The sequence below is a fragment of the Streptomyces callyspongiae genome (genome assembly GCF_047200695.1).
In the GTDB taxonomy this organism is placed as follows: domain Bacteria; phylum Actinomycetota; class Actinomycetes; order Streptomycetales; family Streptomycetaceae; genus Streptomyces.
On record NZ_JBJZOM010000014.1, the window covers coordinates 28,842 to 48,057 of the forward strand.

General features: G+C 67.8%; 21 protein-coding genes. 17 read left to right on the plus strand and 4 right to left on the minus strand.

The window, feature by feature from the left end; all coding sequences use genetic code 11:
* Positions 1–9: 9 nt before the first annotated feature.
* Both ACL06G_RS15065 and ACL06G_RS15070 read left to right on the plus strand, forming a co-directional pair.
* The gene (locus ACL06G_RS15065; RefSeq protein ID WP_412836059.1) at positions 10–543 is read left to right on the plus strand and encodes a hypothetical protein; all 534 of its coding nucleotides are present in this window, start codon (positions 10–12) and stop codon (positions 541–543) included.
* Between the two features lie 97 nt (positions 544–640).
* Positions 641–898, plus strand: coding sequence for a hypothetical protein (locus ACL06G_RS15070; protein WP_412836060.1), 258 nt, complete (start codon positions 641–643; stop codon positions 896–898).
* Between the two features lie 62 nt (positions 899–960).
* On the opposite strand, the gene ACL06G_RS15075 is transcribed toward ACL06G_RS15070, so the two are convergent.
* From ACL06G_RS15075 to ACL06G_RS15085, 3 genes are all read right to left on the minus strand, one after another.
* On the minus strand, positions 961–1,353 hold the full coding sequence (locus tag ACL06G_RS15075; RefSeq protein ID WP_412836061.1) for a helix-turn-helix domain-containing protein: 393 nt from the start codon (positions 1,351–1,353) through the stop codon (positions 961–963).
* A gap of 200 nt (positions 1,354–1,553) precedes the next feature.
* On the minus strand, positions 1,554–2,027 hold the full coding sequence (locus ACL06G_RS15080) for a nuclear transport factor 2 family protein (protein WP_412836062.1): 474 nt from the start codon (positions 2,025–2,027) through the stop codon (positions 1,554–1,556).
* Positions 2,028–2,165: 138 nt separating this feature from the next.
* A complete protein-coding gene (locus ACL06G_RS15085) occupies positions 2,166–2,972 on the minus strand; it encodes a peptidoglycan-binding protein (RefSeq protein WP_412836063.1) in 807 nt (268 codons plus the stop codon).
* A 231-nt stretch (positions 2,973–3,203) separates the two neighbouring features.
* Here ACL06G_RS15085 and ACL06G_RS15090 point away from each other — a divergent pair, with 231 nt between their 5' ends.
* Positions 3,204–4,700 carry a ParB/RepB/Spo0J family partition protein gene (locus ACL06G_RS15090; RefSeq protein ID WP_412836064.1) on the plus strand — a complete coding sequence of 499 codons (1,497 nt, stop codon included), beginning with the start codon at positions 3,204–3,206 and terminating at the stop codon, positions 4,698–4,700.
* Between the two features lie 208 nt (positions 4,701–4,908).
* Here ACL06G_RS15090 and ACL06G_RS15095 read toward each other — a convergent pair whose 3' ends face one another.
* Complete coding sequence (locus tag ACL06G_RS15095) at positions 4,909–5,316, minus strand: DUF6372 family protein (protein WP_412836065.1); 408 nt, start codon at positions 5,314–5,316, stop codon at positions 4,909–4,911.
* 162 nt (positions 5,317–5,478) lie between these two features.
* Here ACL06G_RS15095 and ACL06G_RS15100 point away from each other — a divergent pair, with 162 nt between their 5' ends.
* From ACL06G_RS15100 to ACL06G_RS15165, 14 genes are all read left to right on the plus strand, one after another.
* Positions 5,479–6,114: a hypothetical protein gene (locus ACL06G_RS15100; RefSeq protein WP_412836066.1), complete on the plus strand. Its 636-nt coding sequence runs from the start codon at positions 5,479–5,481 to the stop codon at positions 6,112–6,114.
* Positions 6,114–6,347: a hypothetical protein gene (locus ACL06G_RS15105; RefSeq protein ID WP_412836067.1), complete on the plus strand. Its 234-nt coding sequence runs from the start codon at positions 6,114–6,116 to the stop codon at positions 6,345–6,347. Before ACL06G_RS15100 ends, ACL06G_RS15105 begins: the two co-directional genes overlap by 1 nt.
* A complete protein-coding gene (locus ACL06G_RS15110; protein WP_412836068.1) occupies positions 6,341–6,862 on the plus strand; it encodes a hypothetical protein in 522 nt (173 codons plus the stop codon). The genes ACL06G_RS15105 and ACL06G_RS15110 overlap by 7 nt, the downstream gene beginning before the upstream one ends.
* A gap of 95 nt (positions 6,863–6,957) precedes the next feature.
* The gene (locus ACL06G_RS15115; protein WP_412836069.1) at positions 6,958–7,233 is read left to right on the plus strand and encodes a hypothetical protein; all 276 of its coding nucleotides are present in this window, start codon (positions 6,958–6,960) and stop codon (positions 7,231–7,233) included.
* Positions 7,230–7,649: a hypothetical protein gene (locus tag ACL06G_RS15120; RefSeq protein WP_412836070.1), complete on the plus strand. Its 420-nt coding sequence runs from the start codon at positions 7,230–7,232 to the stop codon at positions 7,647–7,649. The genes ACL06G_RS15115 and ACL06G_RS15120 overlap by 4 nt, the downstream gene beginning before the upstream one ends.
* A gap of 811 nt (positions 7,650–8,460) precedes the next feature.
* Positions 8,461–8,883 carry a hypothetical protein gene (locus tag ACL06G_RS15125; RefSeq protein ID WP_412836071.1) on the plus strand — a complete coding sequence of 141 codons (423 nt, stop codon included), beginning with the start codon at positions 8,461–8,463 and terminating at the stop codon, positions 8,881–8,883.
* A gap of 89 nt (positions 8,884–8,972) precedes the next feature.
* Positions 8,973–9,296, plus strand: coding sequence for a hypothetical protein (locus ACL06G_RS15130; protein ID WP_412836072.1), 324 nt, complete (start codon positions 8,973–8,975; stop codon positions 9,294–9,296).
* A complete protein-coding gene (locus ACL06G_RS15135; RefSeq protein WP_412836073.1) occupies positions 9,293–10,531 on the plus strand; it encodes a hypothetical protein in 1,239 nt (412 codons plus the stop codon). The genes ACL06G_RS15130 and ACL06G_RS15135 overlap by 4 nt, the downstream gene beginning before the upstream one ends.
* Positions 10,532–10,662: 131 nt before the next feature.
* The gene (locus tag ACL06G_RS15140) at positions 10,663–12,252 is read left to right on the plus strand and encodes a hypothetical protein (protein ID WP_412836074.1); all 1,590 of its coding nucleotides are present in this window, start codon (positions 10,663–10,665) and stop codon (positions 12,250–12,252) included.
* Positions 12,253–12,494: 242 nt separating this feature from the next.
* Positions 12,495–13,835 carry a putative antirestriction adenine methyltransferase gene (locus ACL06G_RS15145; protein WP_412836075.1) on the plus strand — a complete coding sequence of 447 codons (1,341 nt, stop codon included), beginning with the start codon at positions 12,495–12,497 and terminating at the stop codon, positions 13,833–13,835.
* Positions 13,825–14,739 carry a ParB N-terminal domain-containing protein gene (locus ACL06G_RS15150; protein ID WP_412836076.1) on the plus strand — a complete coding sequence of 305 codons (915 nt, stop codon included), beginning with the start codon at positions 13,825–13,827 and terminating at the stop codon, positions 14,737–14,739. The genes ACL06G_RS15145 and ACL06G_RS15150 overlap by 11 nt, the downstream gene beginning before the upstream one ends.
* 80 nt (positions 14,740–14,819) lie before the next feature.
* Positions 14,820–15,416 carry a hypothetical protein gene (locus ACL06G_RS15155; RefSeq protein WP_412836077.1) on the plus strand — a complete coding sequence of 199 codons (597 nt, stop codon included), beginning with the start codon at positions 14,820–14,822 and terminating at the stop codon, positions 15,414–15,416.
* The gene (locus tag ACL06G_RS15160) at positions 15,413–18,586 is read left to right on the plus strand and encodes an LAGLIDADG family homing endonuclease (protein WP_412836078.1); all 3,174 of its coding nucleotides are present in this window, start codon (positions 15,413–15,415) and stop codon (positions 18,584–18,586) included. The genes ACL06G_RS15155 and ACL06G_RS15160 overlap by 4 nt, the downstream gene beginning before the upstream one ends.
* A 126-nt stretch (positions 18,587–18,712) precedes the next feature.
* On the plus strand, positions 18,713–19,000 hold the full coding sequence (locus tag ACL06G_RS15165; protein WP_412836079.1) for a hypothetical protein: 288 nt from the start codon (positions 18,713–18,715) through the stop codon (positions 18,998–19,000).
* Positions 19,001–19,216: the final 216 nt, after the last annotated feature.

Sequence of the window (19,216 nt, forward strand, 5' to 3'; positions counted from 1 at the left end):
GAGAGGTTCATGGACGAGGGTGTTGCTGGTCTTCTCGGCGCCTCGATCGGCGCGTTCTTCGGGGCCGGAGGAGCTATCGGTGCAGCATTTCTAGCGCGTGGCGCCATGCTGCGGCAGACAGAAAGACAGGTCGACGCCGCACACGCTCAATGGCGCCGGACAATGCGACGGGATACTTGTGTGGCCTTCATCCGGGCCGCACAGGATTTCAGCCTTGCCGCAGAGAAAGCGGCCCGCAAGGGCACGCAGATCATCCACGCAGACGACGTTCTCACACAGGACCGGGAGGAGTTCGAGAATCTGTGCTCGCTCATGGACACGGCGCACAAGGAAATGAGCACGGCAGGAATCACAATGGACCTCGAAAGCGCGGGAGACCTCACGTTCAGGTCCTTCCTCGACCTGCGAGTCGATGCCTTCCTGGTGAGCTCCTCTCTCGCTCGCGAAACCTCCAGCGCCTCCGAGGCGTACCGCAAGGCTATGCTCCTGGAGGCGAAGGTCGCTGATTTCGCCCGCGATGCCCGGCACTACCTGAACACCTGAGTCATCGCTCCCTGGGTGGCCCGGCGTTCCCGTGGAGGCAACGCCCGCGTTGCCCGCAGATGCAATGCAGGCGTTGCGCATCGGATAACGTCGGGGCATGTCACAGGCACCACGGTTGTCGCAGGTTCGCACCGGGCGCGGCGTCCGGCAGCGCGATGTCGCTTCCGCGCTCGCCGTCTCCCGGCAGCGCGTGAGCACGGTCGAGTCCACCCCCGTTCCCGCCCTCCAGGTCGGTACTCTCGCTTCTTACGTACGCGCGGTCGGCGGTCGCCTCATGGTGGGGGTAGAGCTGCCGGGCGCCGTGGTGCCGTTGTGGTGGGATGCGTCGGCCGCGTCCAGGCGACGGGAACGCTGACGCTGTTCGGCTATCCCACCGATGTCGCTTGGTAGGTCCGCGGCAAGGTCAGTGGACTGACTCTAAGACCTCGTGTCGCGGAGGCGGTTGACGAACGCCACGAAGAGGGACACGTCCTCACGAGGAATCTCCAGCAGCCGCGCCGCGTCTTCAGGGGTGTAGGTCGTGGGCCCTGTAGCGGCGGACGCAGTGTCCGTGGTGTCGTGGGAGAGAACTCCGGTCTCCACGATCAGGTCGAGCACGGGAACGTTCAACGCGGTTGCCAGGGCCTGGAGGTTCTTCAGCCCTGGAATATTGATTCCGTTGAGCGTGCGACTCAGAGTGGATTGTGTAAGGCCACTGGCTTCCGCGAGGTTTTTCAATCCTCCGCTTCGTGGCGTGTCGGTGTCGTAGCCGGCCTCGCGGGCCGCACGGCGCAGATATACAGCGAGGCGCGCCGGATTCGGTTCGGGCATGAGGCTGAGCGTAGCCGGAACGGGCGTGCGTTCGGAGGCGTCTTCGAGACACCTGTTGCGGGCTCGCACGGTCGGCGGCGGGTTCGTGCTGGAGCGGGGCTCCGAGCGTTGTGGTGGTCGAGAGGGAGCACGCGACGGGGCGCGGTGACCGCCGTCGCGTGCTCCCGTAGTTCAGGCGGAGTCTTCTCCGCGCGCTGGGGTCAGAGGGGCCAGGGGCCGCCTTCGGGGTATCCGCCTTCGAGGGGTTCCACGAACAGGCGGGTGAGGACGGTGCTGGAGATGCGCCAGTCCCCGTCCTGGTAGCGGTACTTGTCGTGGTAGTGGCCTGCTCCGTGGATGCCCGGGGCGGGGTCTCCGGGGAATTCGAGCCGGTCCTCCAGCGCCCACACGCCTTCCGCGGTGTGCCACCCGGTCATCGTGACCTCGGGCATGTGGCCGTGGTGCGTCGTGACGACGTCGGGTCCGAGGAGTCGGGAGACGGTGTTGACGAAGGCGTCGCGGTCATCGAACACGGAGCCGTCGGCCTCCGCGTGCAGGTCCGGGGTGAACAGCTCGCGCCACTCCTCCCACTGCTTCCCGTCCATCAGGCGGAAGTAGCGGGCCTTGAGTTGCTGAATCCCGTCCGGGATGCACCCGTTTTCAGCTCTGTTGAGTGCTTTCTTGAGTTTTGCCATGAAAGCACGGTAGGAGTGATTGACACCCATTTGGCGGACACGCGCCGGTCGGCGTACTGGGTCAGCAGGTCGAGTGACCAGGTCAGCCGGACGGGAAGACATCAGCCGCACCCGCCCCTGGAGCGCGGTGGCGGACTCTCAGCCGGGAGGCTCGCCGTCGAACAGCCGGCTGAGCGACCACAGTCCGGGTACGCCGTCCGCGTCTCCTCCGTACAGTCCGAGGCTGGCCTGGTAGTCGGCGTAGTTGCGGGTGTCCTCGTCGTGCCACCGCGGGCCGGGTCCGATCCGGTAGTGACTGCCGAATCCCCGTCGCTGGAGGGCTCGTCCGACCGCGGTGACGTGATCTCCGTAGGCCCCGTACCCGTATGCGAGGCCGTTGAGTGTGACCTGGTAGCGCGGTGGGGTTCTGCTTCTTGCCGGAGCGCCGCCGTGCCGTCGCGCCCCTTCGTTGATCCAGCGATAGAGGCGGTCTCCGGGGCAGGCGGTGGGGTATCCGTCCCGGTGTCCCGCCACGTCGTCTCCGGCGCCTCCGGACCGACGCAGATGCTCGATGGCCTCGAGGAGTCCGTCGAGCATCGCTGGGGTCGGCTTGGTCAGGCCGGAGCTGCCGAGGATGGCCATGACGGCGTAGTGGCGGGTGTTGAGCTGGTGGCTTCCGTTGGCGCCGGGTCGCATGTGCAGTCCCCTGCCTTCGTAGACCGAGCCGTGCGGACAGACGACGAAGTTGTAGGCGATGTCGCTGTAGTCCTCGCTGCGGTTGGCTAGGTGACTCGCCTGGATGGCGCGGACTCGGCCCGCGCACTTGTGATGGTTTCTTGCTCGGGCGAGGGTCTTGGGCACGCGCGTGCCCTCGTAGTGGATCTTCACGCCCTCGGTGCTGTTGAGGGCTTCCAAGGGGTACCGGGATGGCTCGGCTCCCCAGCGTGACCGGCTTACGAGCTTCATGTTCTGCACCCTGAGTCGGCGGAGGGGTCGGGCGCGCGTTCGGGTGATCACCACCTTCACACTTCCGGCACGCAATGCGGGAATTCGGCTCGCGCGTTGACGGTGTGAAATTCTTTGAACTTTTTCCGAATTAGAGCCGCTTGAATTGGAATCAGATTCCGAAATACCCTATGATTTAAGTACAAGGAAAGGCAGCACTCCACTACCTCACCGAATTGGGAGATACAGGAAATGAGCGAGACCGCGATGAACGAGGCAGAGCAGACCGCCATCGACGTGCCCTCCTCCACGACCGAGTCCGCCCCGGCCGTCCCCGAGCAGTCCACCACCGAGACCGCGCCGGAGCAGGACGGCAGCGACAGCGTCTCCGGGCCTGTCTCTCCGACCTCCGTCACCACGTCCTCCGAGCTGCAGCAGCAGGAGGACGACGCCAAGGAGTCCGCCGACGCGGAGTCCGAGGCCCCGCACGTCCCCACTCGGCTCGTTGAGGTCGGCCTGATCGACCGGAACACCAGCCAGCCCCGGAAGCACTTCGACCAGGGCAAACTGCAGGGACTCGCGAACTCGATCAACCGACTCGGCCTTCTGCAGCCCATCGTCGTGCGCGACATGGGCGACGGCCGGTACGAGATCGTGGTGGGCGAGCGGCGGTGGCGCGCGATGCAGCTCATCTCCGCGAGCCACATCGAGGCTAAGGTCATCGCAGCCGGCGACGAGGACTCCTACACCGCGGCCGTCGCGGAGAACGCGGCCCGCGCGAACATGACCCCGACGGAGGAGGCCAGCGCGTTCGACGAGCTGATCGGGTTCGGCAAGACGCCGGAGGAGATCGCGGAGATCGTCGGACAGACCACCTTCTACGTCCAGTGGCGCGTGCAGCTGGTCCACCTGACCACGTACGCGGCGAAGGCGCTGGACGAGGGCCGGATCGGCGTCGAGTACGCCTACTACGTCTCGAAGCTGAACGACAAGTTCCAGAAGATCGCTGTCGACCGGTACGCGCGTGGCTTCCCGACGGAGAAGGACGCCCACTACTTCGCCAACGGGCTGCTGAGCAAGCAGCGCGCGGAGGAGACTGCCCCGGCGGTGAAGCCGGAGGACAAGAAGCCTGACCTTGGCAGCTCCAAGCAGGGTGTCAGCACCGAGCAGGGTGAGGACGACTCCACTGGTCCGTCCGGGCAGGACGAGGCCGAGGAGGACCCGGAGGTGGCCGAGGCCCGCAGGCGGGAGGCGGCCGAGCAGGAGAAGCTGCGGAACAACCGCAGGCACCTGAGCGGGTACATGCAGCAGGTCCAGAACGCGGCGGTTCTGCTGGAGCGAGTCGCCAGCCACGAGCCGGACTTCCTCGCTCCCCTGCTGGCGGGTGAGGAAGGGGTGGACTTCTCCGATCTCGACCGGCTGCGGAAGGCCGTGCTCAAGGCCCGTCAGGTACTCGGGAAGGCCAAGGGGCTCGCTGACGCTGCGGAGGCGGCCGAGGACACCGGCACCGAGGTGCCGGATGCCAAGGAGGAGCCCGGCAAGGACGAGGCGCCGTCCCAGGACGACTCCTCCGCCTCCGAGGCGGCCGAGAAGCCGAAGGACGAGGAGCCGAAGAAGGCCCCGGCCCGGAAGACGGCTGCGAAGAAGCCGACCAGCCGCTCCCGGAAGACGTCCCCCCGCAGCACCGCTGCGAAGAAGACCGGCACCACCCGCCGGTCCACGAGGAAGCCGGAGGGCGGGCAGAAGTAGCACACCCGACCGCTCCATGGCAGGCCCCGGCCGGAAACGGCCGGGGCCTGCCCGCGTGTGGCTAGCCTCCGTTCCATGAGAGATGAGCCGTTCGTGTGCCCGCGCTGCACCCGCGTCAGCCACCATCCCGAGGACGGGCGGGCCGGGTACTGCGGTGCGTGCTGCTGGTGTACCGGCGACCCTGTGCTCTCCTCGTACGGAGAGGACGTCACGTCAGGGCTGGTTCAGCAGCGGTCGCCTCGTAGCAGTCCCGGCACATCGGGACGGTGACGGCGCCCAGGAGCGCGGAGTGGACGGTCCTTGCCGTTCCCGGAGCGGCCGTGCCGACGCAGAAGCCTGTGCCTCCGTGGGTGGCCGCGCACAGGCAGTGGCACGACGGCTCGTCCTGCACCTTGCACATGGCGCGGAACGCCTCCGGGTCGCGGTTGTAGGCGTCGATGACGGGTTGGATCTGCCGGGTGAACTCCGACATCACCTGGGCGGCCTTCTGTAGGTGCGGTACGAGCGCGGCCAGTAGGGCAGCCGGGTCCGGGACGCGTGCAGGAGCGTGCTGATGTTCGTCGTGGTTCATGGTGTCCCTCAACAGTGTGGGTTCCTCGAACGGGTTTGCCTCCATTCGCTACGAGTTTCCTAGAATGAAGCAAACCGCCCCCTTCTGTCAGTGGTAAGTGCCAGTCTTACCTACGGCTCGGCGGGTCAACTCCTCCGGGCCGTGTGGACGTTGGACTACGCACGAAAGGCGTGGGGGAAGTTGACCGCACCACCGGATACGGCAGCGGTGAGCCACGAGGTTCTCCAGCAGCATGTACGCGAGCTCGGGGACCTGCTGTCGCAGGCGAGCTCCGCCTACCGCGGCCAGGTCGCCAACCCGCAGCGCTGGCCGCACCTGGTCGCGGAGCTGACGGAGATGTCGAGCCTGTTGGCGAACCGCGCGCAGTCCCTGGCACTGGGGCTGCACGCATACGCCAGTGCTCACGCTGACGAGCCGCTTGAGGGTACAGCGGTCCTGGTCCTTCACCATGACCTGCACGAGCGGTGGATGGACTCCTCGGGCAGCGATCCGTCCAGGTACGCCGAGCTGGCGCGAGAGCAGCACGGCGACGAGTTCACCTGGGCTCGGTCTCACCAGGTGGGGAGGAGGGGGCTGGCCGTGATGCTGTACGGGCCGACGGCCGCCGACCTCGACCCCTCCACCTCACAGGACGACGAACGGGCTCCGGAACTCGTCGTGTACGGCGGCGCGTCCCGGGAGGAGGTCTCCGCCGACCTGTCCCATCGGGGTATCACGGCCGCACTGCCCCGCTTCCGCCGTCCCGCGCGGGCCGGAAACGCCTTCCTCACCCTCGGCACCGGCGGCCTGTACGACGCGTACGGGCGTCTGGTGTCCCATCCGGATATGCAGGAGGACCGTTGATGACCGGGCTCTCGGACGCCGGGCTGCAGGCTGCTGACGAACTGCGGCTGGGGACTCTGGACCAGAGCAACGCGCAGCTGGTGCTCTGCGCGATGGGGACAGCCATGGGCGTGCAGCGGCCTTCCTCGCTGCTCCCCTCCCTCATCCCTTCACTCTCGCTCCCCGCCTCCCAGCGGGCCACAGGCGTCCTCGTGGAGGCTGTCGCTACGCCCTCTACGGTTGAGCAGTGGTGAGCGGTCTGCGCACGGAACTGGCGGCGCTCGCGTACTACTCGTGGGTGTCGTCCTCCTCCGGGCTTGACACGGCTGTCTTGCTGGTCGCCCACCCTCACCCGGTCGTTGAGGAGGAGCAGTCGGCGCAGCGCGTGGAGTTGCTGATGAGGGCGCTCGCGGAGGCTGTTGGTATCGACACCTCGGGTCAGGTGCTGGACTGCGGCCCGCGACTCCGGCTTCCCGAATCCGGCCGGGCTGGCGTGCGTCTGGGAGAAGGACCCGCGTGCTTGACGGCCCGCGTCAGCGACGAGTGGCAGCAGGTCGCGGCTCATCAGGGCATGGCGACGCTGGTCATGGGTCTGGACTCGATGGCCCGCGCGGCTGCTCCGCAGGAGGTCGACGCCTACGTACGCTCACGCCAGGGGGGCGGAAGACTCCTGTGGGGTCTCCTCCGTTTGGCCGAGCCGGTTCACCCGCCTGGGTGCACCGATTTCGGCAGATACTCCCTCTTTCGGCCCCATGATGTGACCGGCTGATCGCTGAAGGAGGCGTGTTGCTCTCCCGCCACGGACTCGTTCCCTGTCCTGATTGCCACCAGACGGTCCGCCGCACGATCACGGAGAAGGGCCGCGTGCAGCTGGTGGATCCCGAGCCGACCGAGCAGGGCAACACCGTTGCCCTGCTGGACGGCACCGGGACTTGGCGTTCCCGGGTTCCGACCAAGGAGCGGCCTGCGGACCCGTGGGAGAAGCCTGTGATGCCGCACGTCGCGACCTGCCGCGTGCGCACCCGCCGTGAGCGGCGTACGCCGCACTCCTCTTCTCTTCCTCCTGGAGTGGTGTCACTCGCTGAGCGCCGCCGCTCCCACACGATCGAGCACGACGAGCAGGACAAGGACCCCGCATGAACGATGACCACCAGCCCGCCGGCGGCAGCGACTCCTCGGTTACCGGTATCACCGCTGACGTCTCCTCGATCCTCGAGGGCGAGATGGAGACGGATCCGCCCGTGGCGCTGTCGTCGGCGCTGGTGGTGCGGCAGGTGCCGCACCACATCGAGCTGTGGCACGACCTTCCCGGTGTGTTGCGCCTTTCCCTTGGAGGAGCGGCGTCTGAACTTCTGGCCGCTGAGCTGGCTCCGCAAGAGCTGCGGATTCCCGGCGTTCTTGAAGTGCTTCACCGTTCGGGAGTGGAGGCGCGTCAGGTGCCGTCCGGTGACGGGATGCGGCTGGAGATGTCCTTCGCGGCGGCCGCCCTGCTGGCCGTTCTGCTGGAAGGGGAGGACGAGGAGCCGCCGCCCGGACCGGCAGCGATCGGAGCCTGACCGGGCGGCTTGCGCGTGGACGCACCTGGTGTATCGGCATACGGAGAAAGGATCTTGAGGACGATGGCTGCCTCGATGCGTGAGCCGGCGATGGTGACTGCCCCGGCGGTCGCCGCCTGGAGCGGAGAGGAGATGATCCAGCCTCCGGTGCTGATGAGACGCGGTGAGCAGGGGATGGAGGTCTCCTACCTGTGCGAGAAGGAGCAGGACCGTCGTCACGGGGTTCTGTGGGCCCGGTGGCGGGAGGCCATGGGCGAGGGTGAGCCGCTTCATGCCACCTCTCATCCGTACCGGCAGCGGCGGCTTCTGGCCTCTGGGGGGTGCCAGGCGTGCGGTGGGCGCGCGGACCGGTCCCGGGCGGGGCTGCTGTGGATGTCGCCGTCTCCGCGGGCGCGGTTCGCACGGGAGCGGGAGCTGGGGCGATGTCCGCTGGTGACCTCACCGCCGGTGTGTGTGAGCTGTGCTCGGGAGGTTCCCGAGCTGTGCCCGCGGATTCGGGAACAGAGTGAGGGGCCTCGGGACCAGCTGTTCACGCTTGCGCGGGTGCGTGACTGGCGGCTGTGGGGCGTGGAGGGCACGGCGTACACGGGTAGTGAGGGTTGCCGGGCTGAGGTTCTGGGGCCGGTGCGGGTGGCGTTGTCGGATCCTATGGCGCGGCGTGTGGTGGCGACTGCTCTGGTTGGTCAGGTGACGGCATTTTCGCTGGTCGGATGACTTGACCAGCGAAACGAAACACCCCCCTCAACTATTGCCTTTATGATCTTCAAGCACTAGGATTAAGGGGTACGATCAACAGGCCAAAGGAGCACCATTGGCAGCCACATTCGCTACTTGCAGTTACGGGGAATTCCGCCTCGAAATGGGCTACCCCGTACGCACCACGGTCGGCGCACCACGCCGGTTCGCCTTCCCGACCCCCCACCTTGAGGCGGTCACCCCACGTCCGTGGATGCTCCGGATGAAGTACCCCGAGTTCAAAGAGGCGTACCTGTCACTGCTCAACCGCACGGGTATCGACACCGTCGTTCAAGCAGCCCAGGCCATCGCGGACAACGTCGGTGAATCCGACTCCCGTCTGGTGTTCCTCTGCTTCGAGCACCTCGGAAACGGGCGCAAGTTCTGCCACCGCAGCTTCCTGCGCACCTGGTTGGAGAACGAGCACGGCATCCGCTGTCCCGAGCTCGGGGCCGTCCCCCCGCCGCCACCCGAACAGGCCCAATCCAGTTTGTGGTGACCGGCACCCGACACCACCACCCACACCCCGCGGGGCGTGACCGGACCACTTCGGCCACGCCCCGCCGTCATGAGCGAAAGGAACCCGAGATGCACTTCGCCCGCTGGTACGGCGGAGCCGCCGGTTACTCCCCTCCCACCCCGGTGGACACCGAGAAATTCCGCACACTGACCGCCATGCGCGAAGCCCTCCGCGAGCGCTACGACGAGAGCCGCTCCTACTTCCCGTACGTCCTGCGCGAGCCCTCCTGCGACCGCGTACCGACCGTCGGCCGCGACTCCCGTATGGACGTGTGGCTCAACCTCCCCGCCGGCACCGACCCGCACGAGCTCGACTGCCCCCGCGAGTCCTGGCACCTGGAGTTCGCAGACGATGAGGACGCCACCACGGGCGTGGTCAGGAGGCCGCGGTGATTCCCGACTGCATCTCCCAGCCGTGGAAGGCCCCACTCCCGGCCGAACTGCCGGACTGGCATACCCGGCAGGAGCGCTACACCCGCTCCAACATCAACCGGCAACGCCTCGCGGCAAACATCGCCGGCGATACCTGGAGCCTCGTCCCCCTGCCCGCCACCGGCAACATGCCGGTCAGCGTGATGCACCAGTTCGCCGGCGACCTGCTGTGCGCTCGCGAGTCCGACCGTCTGCGGCTGGCCCGTACCTACTCGATCGGCCCGAACGTCACGTCCCTCGCCGTCGCCTCTACCGCCGGAGGCCCACCGCAGGAAAAGTTCACCCCTTCCCGGCTGCCTTCACCACACGGGTTGATGGTGTTCTCCGACCCGATCGGCCACTTCACCGACACGATGTCCGTCTCCGGCCGCCCCATAGAGGTCCACACCCCGATCGTGGCCGCTTCCTGGTCCCTGTGGGACGAGAGCGAGGAACGCCATCCCGCACGCGGCGTGGAGGTCGACTGGGTCATCCGCGACGGCGGCGGCCCGAGCCGCATTGACCCCGGCCTCCGAGGTATCTGGCTCACCCTCTACTCACCGAACAGCCACGATCTGACCGGTGTGCCGGACGACGCGGTGATCGACATCTCCGGCGGCAACGCGACCGTCGGAGACATGCGTCGCTTCGACCGCGACAGGAACACCCACGAGAAGGAGAGCTGGGGGCCGCTGTCCTGGCACGACGAGATCCTTCTTCCCTTCGGCGGCGTTTTCAGCCCCGAAGTCGCGCCCAACAGCAACGCGCAGTGGGCCGCCGTGGTCTACAGCACTTTCCAGGCGATGCAGCAGACCCACGGCAAGAACAAGGACCCGCTGACCGAGACCCGCACAGCCGGGCTTCCCCCAGCCGTACGGAAGAAGGCGAAGAAGGAGGGGAAGCTGACCGGTGAGGGCAAGGTCCAGGTGGTCGATCTCGCCGCCTCCCTTCGTCCCTCGAAGGATGCCACCGCCCGCGACGCCGCGGACTCCGACGGGCTCCGCCAGGTCCGCTTCTCCCACCGCTGGCCCGTCCTGCCGTGGCGCCGTATGACGTGCACGAACCCTTACCTGCACAACAAGCTGCGCGACGACGACCACGAGCACCACGAGCACCGGGAGGACCTGATGCCCTTCCAGGTGCGGGGCCCGGCCGGCAAGCCGCTGCGCACCCGCCCCGGACGCACGTTCACCTTCGACGTCCCTGCCGCGGAATGACAGCGGCGGGTTCCGCCGGGCCCCAGCCTCGGCGGAACCCGCCACCACCCATCCTGCCCCGGCCGTCGGCGCGGCCGACGGCCGGGGCCCCTCTCGTACGCTCACACCACCCCTCCAGACAAGGACACACCGTGACTTCCCAGACCCCTCCCGGTGACTTCACCCAGCAGGTTCTCGCCACCGCACAGAACCGCTGGCGCCACGTCGACCCGGCGGCCAACCTCTCTCCCAGCACCACCGTTTACGCCATATCCCGGTCCGGCTCGCGCGGCCTGATATGGGCAGCCGTGCGCTCCTCGTTCTCCCGGCTCATGCACCACGGTGGTGACCCCGAGACTCTCGCGCAGCGCCTCTCCTGCGAACTCGTACTGCACACCGGACGGCGCCGCAGCTTCCTTCTCCCCGCTCCGTCCTCCCTGTCCGGCCCCTGGGACCAGGCATTCGCTGCCGTCAACGACGCCCTGAGCAAGGCCACGGGCTTCGACACGCCCCCCGCTGCTCCCGCTCGGCTGGCCAGCACCGCCGACCGACTCCTGCAGGAGCACCCGGATACTCCGCAGCACCTTCCTCCTCTCCGCGGCAAGGGCGGTGAGGTGGCGGTCGCCGCCCACCCCTACGACCTGGACGGCGTGCACGGCACGATGTCCGCCATCGCCTTTCCCGAAGGCCCGCTGTTCTTCTCCCCGAACCGGGTCAGCCCCGCGCTCAGCCGGCATGAAACCGAACTGGACGCGGCCCGCCGCGCCTTGCGGCTCGCTCGCAGCTGGGATCGTCCGGTGACGGCTCTGCTGCTGCCACCGCTCCTGGTCCTCGACGTCCACGCTGTGCTCTGCGGAGAGGCTCCTCCCGTCGTCGCGGCGATGCGCGGCATCCGCCACTCGGAGCTACTGCGGGACGTCGCCTCCGAACTGTCCGCATCCGGCGCCGAGCTGCGCACCGCCACCACGGATCGGGAAGTGGTTCTCATGCGACGAGCCTCCCGCGCAGCCTGCCTGGCGGCCTGCTTCACCCCTGCCGAGCCGTCCGAGTGCTGGCCGCTCATGGAACCGCTGATGACCGGGAGTCTGCGCGCCACCGTGTCTGCCGCACGGGCAGCGGCCCGCACACTCGGCCACGGCCGTGCCCGAGTGGTGCCCTCCCGCGACCACAGTCCGGGCACTCCCTCCAAGCCTGGCTCCCTCGCCGTGCGGAAGCTGATCGAGCAGGAGAACACGCACGGCACCACCACCAGCGGACGCCCGGTCGTCTCCGTCGACGCCAGCGTGCAAGGAAAGCATGCGACCTGCGCCGTGGTGCTCCCCGACGGAGCGGTGCTCACCGCGGACCTGACCGGGCATCTCGGGCCTGATCCGGTGCAGTGCGCCGAACACCTCGCCGTCCTACTCGGCCTCGCCCACGCCCCGTACGACGCCGTGATCGCCTGCGACAACGACCATGCCGTCCTGTCCGTGCTGCGCCAGGCGAGCCCCTCTTCCCGCGCCTCGGAGGTAGACGAACTCCGCGCCAGAGCGGCTGAGCGGAGCGACTGCTCCGTGGTCTGGCGTCGCCGCAACTCCACCCCCGGCCTGATCGCCGCCGATCACGCTTCCCGCTCCGCTCTGGAGGCCCTGCGCAACAGCCCTCCTCCTCTCTCCGCTGCCGCCGAAATCCCCACGTCTCCGGAGCGGAACACTCCGGATCTGCGCAGGTCGGCCCATGTCACACGGGCGGGTGACAACTAGCCATGCTCGCCTGCGGTTAGCCTCCATAACGTGCCGAAGGCATAGAGCGGTGGCGATTTCAGGCCCCCATTCGGAGTACACTCCGAAGCGGAGCAATCACGCTCCGCATGCGCCGGTGGTGCAAGCAGCACGCCGCCTGTTCCAGGGCGGAGATGCAGGATCACACCCTGCCCGGCGCTCCACGGCTGTCCGGACCACCGAACAGCCACCCGCAGACGAGGAACCGGAGGGGGCGGCACGACATGTTCCAGGGGACGATTCCCGCCGAAATGCGGTCCATCGTCCGCGAACACGCCCGCTCCTGGCCCGACAGCTCCCCCATCTACATCGGCTGCTCCGGCAACTTGACCATCGAGCGCACCCTGGCCGACCTCGGCCACCCGCTCCACTCCAACGACGTCAACCCCTACAGCTGCGCCCTCGGCTGGCTCTACTCCGGCAATCCCGTCCCCTTCACTCTCCGTGAAGAGTCCCGCGAGCGGCTGGAATGGATCGAGCCTTACCTGGACGACGGCACCGGCACCCTCGCCACACTCATGCTCGGCACCCGCTTCCTCGACTTCGTGAACAAGGACCGCGCCTACCACCAGCGCATGGTCGCCGCCTACCGCCAGCAGTTCCCCCGCATGCACGCCGAGACCGTCTCCAAGCTCGATGCCGTGACGCTGCGCCTGGCCGACTTCTACTCCGGCGATGTGCGCGAGCACCTCGAGAACGCCCCGCCCGACGCCCCGTGCGCGAGCTTTCCACCGTTCTGGGCCGCAGGTTACGAGCAGATGTTCAAGGGCATCTCGGATCACTTCGACTGGCCGGAACCCACGTACCCGGAGCTGGACGACGCCGGCAAGGAAGACATCATCCAGATGGTGGTCGACCGGCCTCACTGGCTGCTCGGCCTCCACTTCAAGCACCCTGACCTTGAGGAGTACCGCGTCGGCTACGTGCGCCTTTCGCCGCGTGCCATGCCGATCTGGGTCTACGCCCACCCCGGCACCTCCCGGTACGTCGGTCCGCACACGAAGTCCGAGACCATCCCAATGCGGAAGATCGGCCCTCGGGACGACCTCGGTGAACGCCTGTCCCTTCATGTGCTGACCGCCCAGCAGTTCAACGGCCTGCGGTCGATGTACCTCGACCGGCGCATCCCGCCCGGCACCCCGGCTCTCGCCGTCGGCGTCGCCTGCGACCGGCGCCTGATCGGCGCCTTCGGCTATCTGCCGCCCAAGTACGACCCCGACACCGCCTACCTGATGTCCGACTTCCCCGTCGGCTGGTCGAAGTACAAGCGGCTCTCCAAGCTCATCGTGATGGCCGCCCTCTCCCGCGAGGCGCAGATGCTCCTGCAGCGGTCGATGAACCGCCGGCTGACCGGCATGGCGACCACCGCTTTCACCGACCGGCCGATGTCCGGCAAGTACGGACGCGGCGTCCCCGGCCTCAAGCTGACGAAACGGTCCCCCTGCGAGGACGGCATGCACGAGTGGCAGCTCCAGTACGAGGGGCCGCTGGGGCAATGGACGCTGTCCGAGGCCATGTCCATGTGGGGCCGCAAGCACGGAAAGGTCCTCAAGGATGACCACTGACGGCACGCTCTCGACCACGATCGTCAAGCGCGACCCGCGCCGGCTGCGCCGCCTCCAGGTCAACGCGCAGTACATGGACCAGACGATGTACCAGCAGCTCGTGGCGAACATCCGAAGAGACGGCTGCCTGACCTCGGTCCCCCTGGTCTGGGACGGCGGCGGCCAGTATCCGGAGGGCGAGGAAATCGTGCTGTCCGGGAACCATCGCACGGACGCCGCGGTGGACGCCGACGTCGAGGAAGTCGACTGCATGCTGGTGACCGGCCCCATCAGCAAGGCCCGGTCCATCGCCATGCAGATCAGCCACAACGCTCTCGTGGGCGACTCCGACGCCTCCACGCTCGCGTCGCTGTACGAAGAGATCGACGAGGTCGACTGGCGCGGCTACGCCGGGCTGGACGACAAGACTCTCGACCTCATGGAGAAGGTGGATCTGCAGTCGCTGTCGGAGGCCAACCTCGACTTCGCGACCGTCATGCTGATGTTCCTCCCGCACGAGAAGCAGTCCGCCGAGGCTGCGTTCGACCAGGGCCGCACCAGCGCCGACGCCACGTGGCTCGCCGCGCGGGAGGACTACGAGCCCACCTTGGACGCTCTGGCGTCCGTGCACGCCGCGCACAACGTCGGCAACGTCGCGACCGCCCTCGGCATCGTCCTGCGGGTCTTCGAGAACCACCTGGAAGACCTTCGCGAGGGCTGGGTCGACGGCGACTCTCTGGAGCCCAAGCACACCGGGCACGTCGGTATCGAGACCGTCTTCGGGTCCCGCACGATGCCGGCCAAATCCGCCACCGTCCTCAACCGCGCCGTCCGCCGCGCCGAGGACTCCGGCGACGTCGAACGCGGCAAGGGCTGGCAGCTCATGGAGCGCCTGGCGGCTGACTACCTCTCCGCCGAAGGCTGACACCACCTGACGCCAAGCCTGACGCTTCGGGCTCAGTCTCGCCCACGGCAAGGACAAACGGGGATAGAAAGGACACGGGAGTGTCAGCGCTTACAGCCACCGTGCTCTCGGAGGAGGTCAACCTCTGGGACCGCCAGCCAGGGGAAACGGCGCGCCAGTACAACCAGTTCCGCGTCTACCTCGATCTTGGACGCACTCGTAGCCTGACAAAAGCTGCGGAAACCCTGACAATCAGCTACGGCCAGGTCCGCAACATCGCTTCCGCCCGTCGCTGGACCACCCGCGCCGAAGCATGGGACGCGCACAAGAGTGCCGAGTTCGAGGCTCAGTGGACCGAGGAACGCCTTCGCGCCGCCGAGGACGACGCCCGCGTCCTCAAGGTCGTGATGGGCAAGGTCGCCTCGAAACTGCAGGGAGTTGACGCGGCCAAGATGTCGCTGGCCGAGCTCGCCCGCTTCACCGACCTCGCTTTGAAGTACCGGCGATTGCTGTACGGCGACCCCGCCCAAGCACTCAGCACCGACGAGACTCCGGCTGGTGACGCCGGCGCCGAACGGTCCGTCCGGCACAAGTTCGAGCAGCTGCCCGCCGACGTCCGCCGCGCGCAGATCCTCGACCTCTCCGACAAGCTCCGCCACCGAACGGCCGCGGTCTCCGGGACCGACGACGACGAGTGACACCTGCCCGCCAGACGGCCGCCTACGACCGCCACGTCCTCGGCCCCAGCCCTGCGGAACGGGCCCGCCACGCGGCCCGTGAGCTGACCGAGGCCGAGCTGTATGCCCAGTTGCAGGCGGAGCTCCGCGCCTCCGCGCAGGAGCTGCTGCGTGACCCGGCGACCCTGGCGCGCGGCCTGGACAGCAAGTTCCGCATGCGCCCGCACGTGCGGGCGATCAGCGACGCCTTCGTGGACGTGGCCAACGGCCACACACAGAAGGTCATGCTCCTGACGCCGCCTCAGGTGGGCAAGAGCACGGTTGCTGCGGTGTGGGCGCCGTTCTGGTGGCTGGCGAAGAACCCTGACCACCGGATCATCGTCGCCTGCTACGGGTCATCGCTGGCGAACGCGCGTGGGCGCAGCGTGCGGAAGCTGGTGCGCGAGCACGGGTCTGAATACGACCTGGAGATGGACCCCGGCAGCGGTGCGGTGAACGACTGGTTGCTGAACAGCGGGGGCGGCATGCGGTCCGTCGGTATCGGTGGCAGCATCACTGGTCACAGCGCGGACTGCGTGACGGGTGAGACGGAGCTGGTGACCACGCGGGGACGTGTGACGGTTGGCCGGTTCGTCCGGAGTGGCGCCCATGTTCCGGTACTGGCGTGGGACCACGAGGCCGGACGCGCGGTGTTCCGGCGCGTGGAGGCCACCCGCGTTCTGCGGGCCCGGCCGGTGATGCGGCTGGAGACTGTGCGTGGGCGGGTATTGCGCTGCACACCGGATCACCTTGTGTGGGCTCCTGGGCGTGGCTATGTGGCTGCTGGGCGCCTGCGGTCCAGGGACGTGCTCCAGGGCGTGCAGGTGGGCGGCCACGAGCGTCTGGTGCCGGAGTGGGACGTGATCACGTCTGTTCGGTACAGCCGGGACGCGGAGCGGGTGTACGACCTGCAGGTGGCTGGCACCCGGAACTTCTTCGCGGGCGGGCTGCTGGTGCACAACTGCTTGATCATCGATGACCCGCACAAGAACCGGCAGGAGGCGGACAGTCACGCGATGCGTGAGGCGGTGCACGACTCCTACAGCGCGGACCTGACGTCGCGTCTGGCGCCGGGCGCGCCAACGGTTTTGATCCAATGCATCGTGGCATCTATGCGAGTTCTTCGAGGTGACGGCCGTTGGGTTGCCGTGGAAAAGATGAAGGCAGGCGACACCGTGGTCTCCCTCGCAGAGGACCGGAAGTCGCTGCGCACAGCCAAGGTGCTCGGTCAGCGCCTGTCCGGGTACGACGAGACGGTGACGGTGCGCACCGGCCGGCTGGCGCTCAAGGTCAACAAGGCGCACCCGTTCGCCGTGCTGAACCGTGAGCGGAAGACTCCCGGCCCTGCGAGCATCGAGTGGGTCAAGGCCGGAGAGCTCCGAGAGGGCGACCGTGTCGTGACGGCGAAGTGCCTGCCGGACGACTACGTGGGCACCGACGTACTGCCCGACGGCAGCGAGGTGACGGAGGAACTGGCCTGGCTCCTGGGCTACATGCTCGGGGACGGCTGGGTGGCCGCTCATCGTCGGAAGAACCAGCGTGGGAACCCCACGAGCTTCGCCGTGTGCGCCTCCGTAGGCAAGAGCAGCGCCCCGGAGAAGCAGGGCCTCAACGAGCGCGTCAAAGCGGCCCTGGAGGCGTTCAGCCCGAACCGCGTATACGAGACCTCCGGTCGGTACCTGCGCACCGACTGGAACGCTGGTGGGCGCCTCCTGCGTGAGATGGGGTACGGCCTCGGCGCGCGCGGGAAGCGCGTTCCGGACTGTGTGTGGGGATGGTCCCCTCACCTGCGCCGCTCGCTGATCCGCGGCTACGCCATGGCGGATGGCTCCAAGCGGCGCGCGAATGGCTCCAAGGCGTGGCGGGTCGGCTCGGTCAGCCGGGATCTACTCCAGGACATCCGGGACCTGGCACTCACCTGCGGGGTACGGCCGACGACGATCTTCACGGACAGAGAGCGCTTCTACCAGCCTCCGAACAGCCCCGAGCCGGTTCGGAGCATCGGGCATTCCCTCGGCCTGACGTTCAACCCCGATCAGGCGGAGGGCACCACGCACCTTGCCGACCGCAAGCACCCCGACCCCTCCCATCTGCGGTACGAGCGGGTCACTGCGATCGAGGAAGGTCCGGTGCTGCCGGTATACGACCTGGCTGTGGAAGGCAGCGAGACGTTCATCGCAGAGGGCTACGCGGTGCACAACACGCGTTGGCACCCGGATGATCTGGCGGGACGTCTGCTGGAGGAGGAGGGCGACGACCGTGAGGGCGGGGAGTGGCGGGTTGTGCACATGCCGGCGCTCGCGGACCTGTCGCTGACGGGCGGCTCCGATCCGCTTGGGCGTGCGACTGGGGATCCGCTTCCGCATCCGAAGATCCCGACGCGGGAGAAGGCGCGGCTGCGGACGCACTGGGAGAAGAAGAAGGCTGGGTCGAAGGCCCGGGACTGGGGCGCGCTGTACCAGGGTGATCCGCAGCCGGGCGAGGGGGCTCTTGCGGACGAGGAGTTGATGCGGCAGATCCTCGACCTGCGGCCGGAGGCGGAGCCGGTGAAGGTCGCGGTGGCGGTGGACCCGTCTGGTGGGGGCGAGGACAACGCGGGCATCATCGGCGGGTTCCTGGGCGACGATCAGCGGGTGTACTGGACTCACGACCGGTCGGCGGTGATGTCGTCGGATGACTGGTCGCGGACGGCGTGCCGGTTGGCGTGGGAGACGGATGCGTCGGTGATCGTGTGCGAGACGAACTTCGGTGGGGACATGTGTCTGCTGGCGATCCGTACGGCGTGGGATGCGCTGCAGCGTGAGGGTGTGATCCCGGAGGAGAAGCTGCCTCCTCAGGTGAAGGCGGTGCAGGCGAAGGTGGGGAAGCTGCTGCGGGCCGAGCCGATCTTGCAGCAGATGGTGGAGGACCGGGTGCGGTTGGCGGCGAGGCTGCAGTCGCTTATTCACCAGTGGACGCATTGGCAGCCGACGAATCCGGATTCGCCGGGGGAGCTGGATGCGGCGGTGTATCTGGTGTATGCGCTGCTGCGGGTGCCGGGTGCGGGTGCGGTGATGTCGTCTCCGGCTCAGGTGCATCAGCGGCAGGTGGCTGCTGGTGGGTGGACGGGGATGCCGGCTCAGCGTCCGTTGCCGCAGGGTCCGATTCCGTAGGCAGAACCCCTCAGGTTCTGTGGTCCACATCACACTAAATACCCCCCTCGTATATTGCATTAGGGGTGGTCATGCCCTAGGGTATAAGTACAACGAAACGGCACAGAATATCACTTGGAGGACATTATGACGAACGTGCTCGGCTACACGGTCACCCACCGGGTCGGCGCATCGGTCCACGCCAGCCACATCGGCTCCGGCGACGACTTCGCTGCTGCCCGCGACGTCCTCGTCGGCAACCTGGCACTGCGCCTCGCGCGGTTCTCGAAGTTCTGCACCGGCGGCACCCACGTGCCGGCCTGCGACTGCAGCGTTCTGCGGAACGCGATCAGCACGGCGCAGAACATGAACGGCCCCGGCAGCGTCACCGCGAACGACGGCGTGATCCTGGCGATCAAGCCCGTCGTCCTCTGAACCCGTCCACCCCGCGCCCGCCCGGCACCGCCCGAGCGGGCGCACACGCACGCCGAGCACCCCTCCCCCAGCAGCCCACACACCACCACCCACCCCGCATGCCGTATCGTTCTCAGCAGGCGCCCGGCCGGCGTCCTCTGGTTGGTGGTCTGTCCTTTCCTTGTACCGATGGTCCTCCCTTCCGGTGGTCGGCCGGGCGTTCTTTCCGTGGCCATT

What these genes read in the sequence shown, in the direction of transcription:
- ACL06G_RS15105 (WP_412836067.1), top strand. Translation starts at nt 6,114, where the DNA reads ATGACCGGGCTCTCGGACGCCGGGCTGCAGGCTGCTGACGAACTGCGG.
- ACL06G_RS15080 (WP_412836062.1), bottom strand. Translation starts at nt 2,027, where the DNA reads ATGGCAAAACTCAAGAAAGCACTCAACAGAGCTGAAAACGGGTGCATC.
- ACL06G_RS15085 (WP_412836063.1), bottom strand. Translation starts at nt 2,972, where the DNA reads ATGAAGCTCGTAAGCCGGTCACGCTGGGGAGCCGAGCCATCCCGGTAC.
- ACL06G_RS15120 (WP_412836070.1), top strand. Translation starts at nt 7,230, where the DNA reads ATGAACGATGACCACCAGCCCGCCGGCGGCAGCGACTCCTCGGTTACC.
- ACL06G_RS15095 (WP_412836065.1), bottom strand. Translation starts at nt 5,316, where the DNA reads ATGGAGGCAAACCCGTTCGAGGAACCCACACTGTTGAGGGACACCATG.
- ACL06G_RS15150 (WP_412836076.1), top strand. Translation starts at nt 13,825, where the DNA reads ATGACCACTGACGGCACGCTCTCGACCACGATCGTCAAGCGCGACCCG.
- ACL06G_RS15075 (WP_412836061.1), bottom strand. Translation starts at nt 1,353, where the DNA reads ATGCCCGAACCGAATCCGGCGCGCCTCGCTGTATATCTGCGCCGTGCG.
- ACL06G_RS15165 (WP_412836079.1), top strand. Translation starts at nt 18,713, where the DNA reads ATGACGAACGTGCTCGGCTACACGGTCACCCACCGGGTCGGCGCATCG.
- ACL06G_RS15090 (WP_412836064.1), top strand. Translation starts at nt 3,204, where the DNA reads ATGAGCGAGACCGCGATGAACGAGGCAGAGCAGACCGCCATCGACGTG.
- ACL06G_RS15070 (WP_412836060.1), top strand. Translation starts at nt 641, where the DNA reads ATGTCACAGGCACCACGGTTGTCGCAGGTTCGCACCGGGCGCGGCGTC.
- ACL06G_RS15130 (WP_412836072.1), top strand. Translation starts at nt 8,973, where the DNA reads ATGCACTTCGCCCGCTGGTACGGCGGAGCCGCCGGTTACTCCCCTCCC.
- ACL06G_RS15065 (WP_412836059.1), top strand. Translation starts at nt 10, where the DNA reads ATGGACGAGGGTGTTGCTGGTCTTCTCGGCGCCTCGATCGGCGCGTTC.
- ACL06G_RS15145 (WP_412836075.1), top strand. Translation starts at nt 12,495, where the DNA reads ATGTTCCAGGGGACGATTCCCGCCGAAATGCGGTCCATCGTCCGCGAA.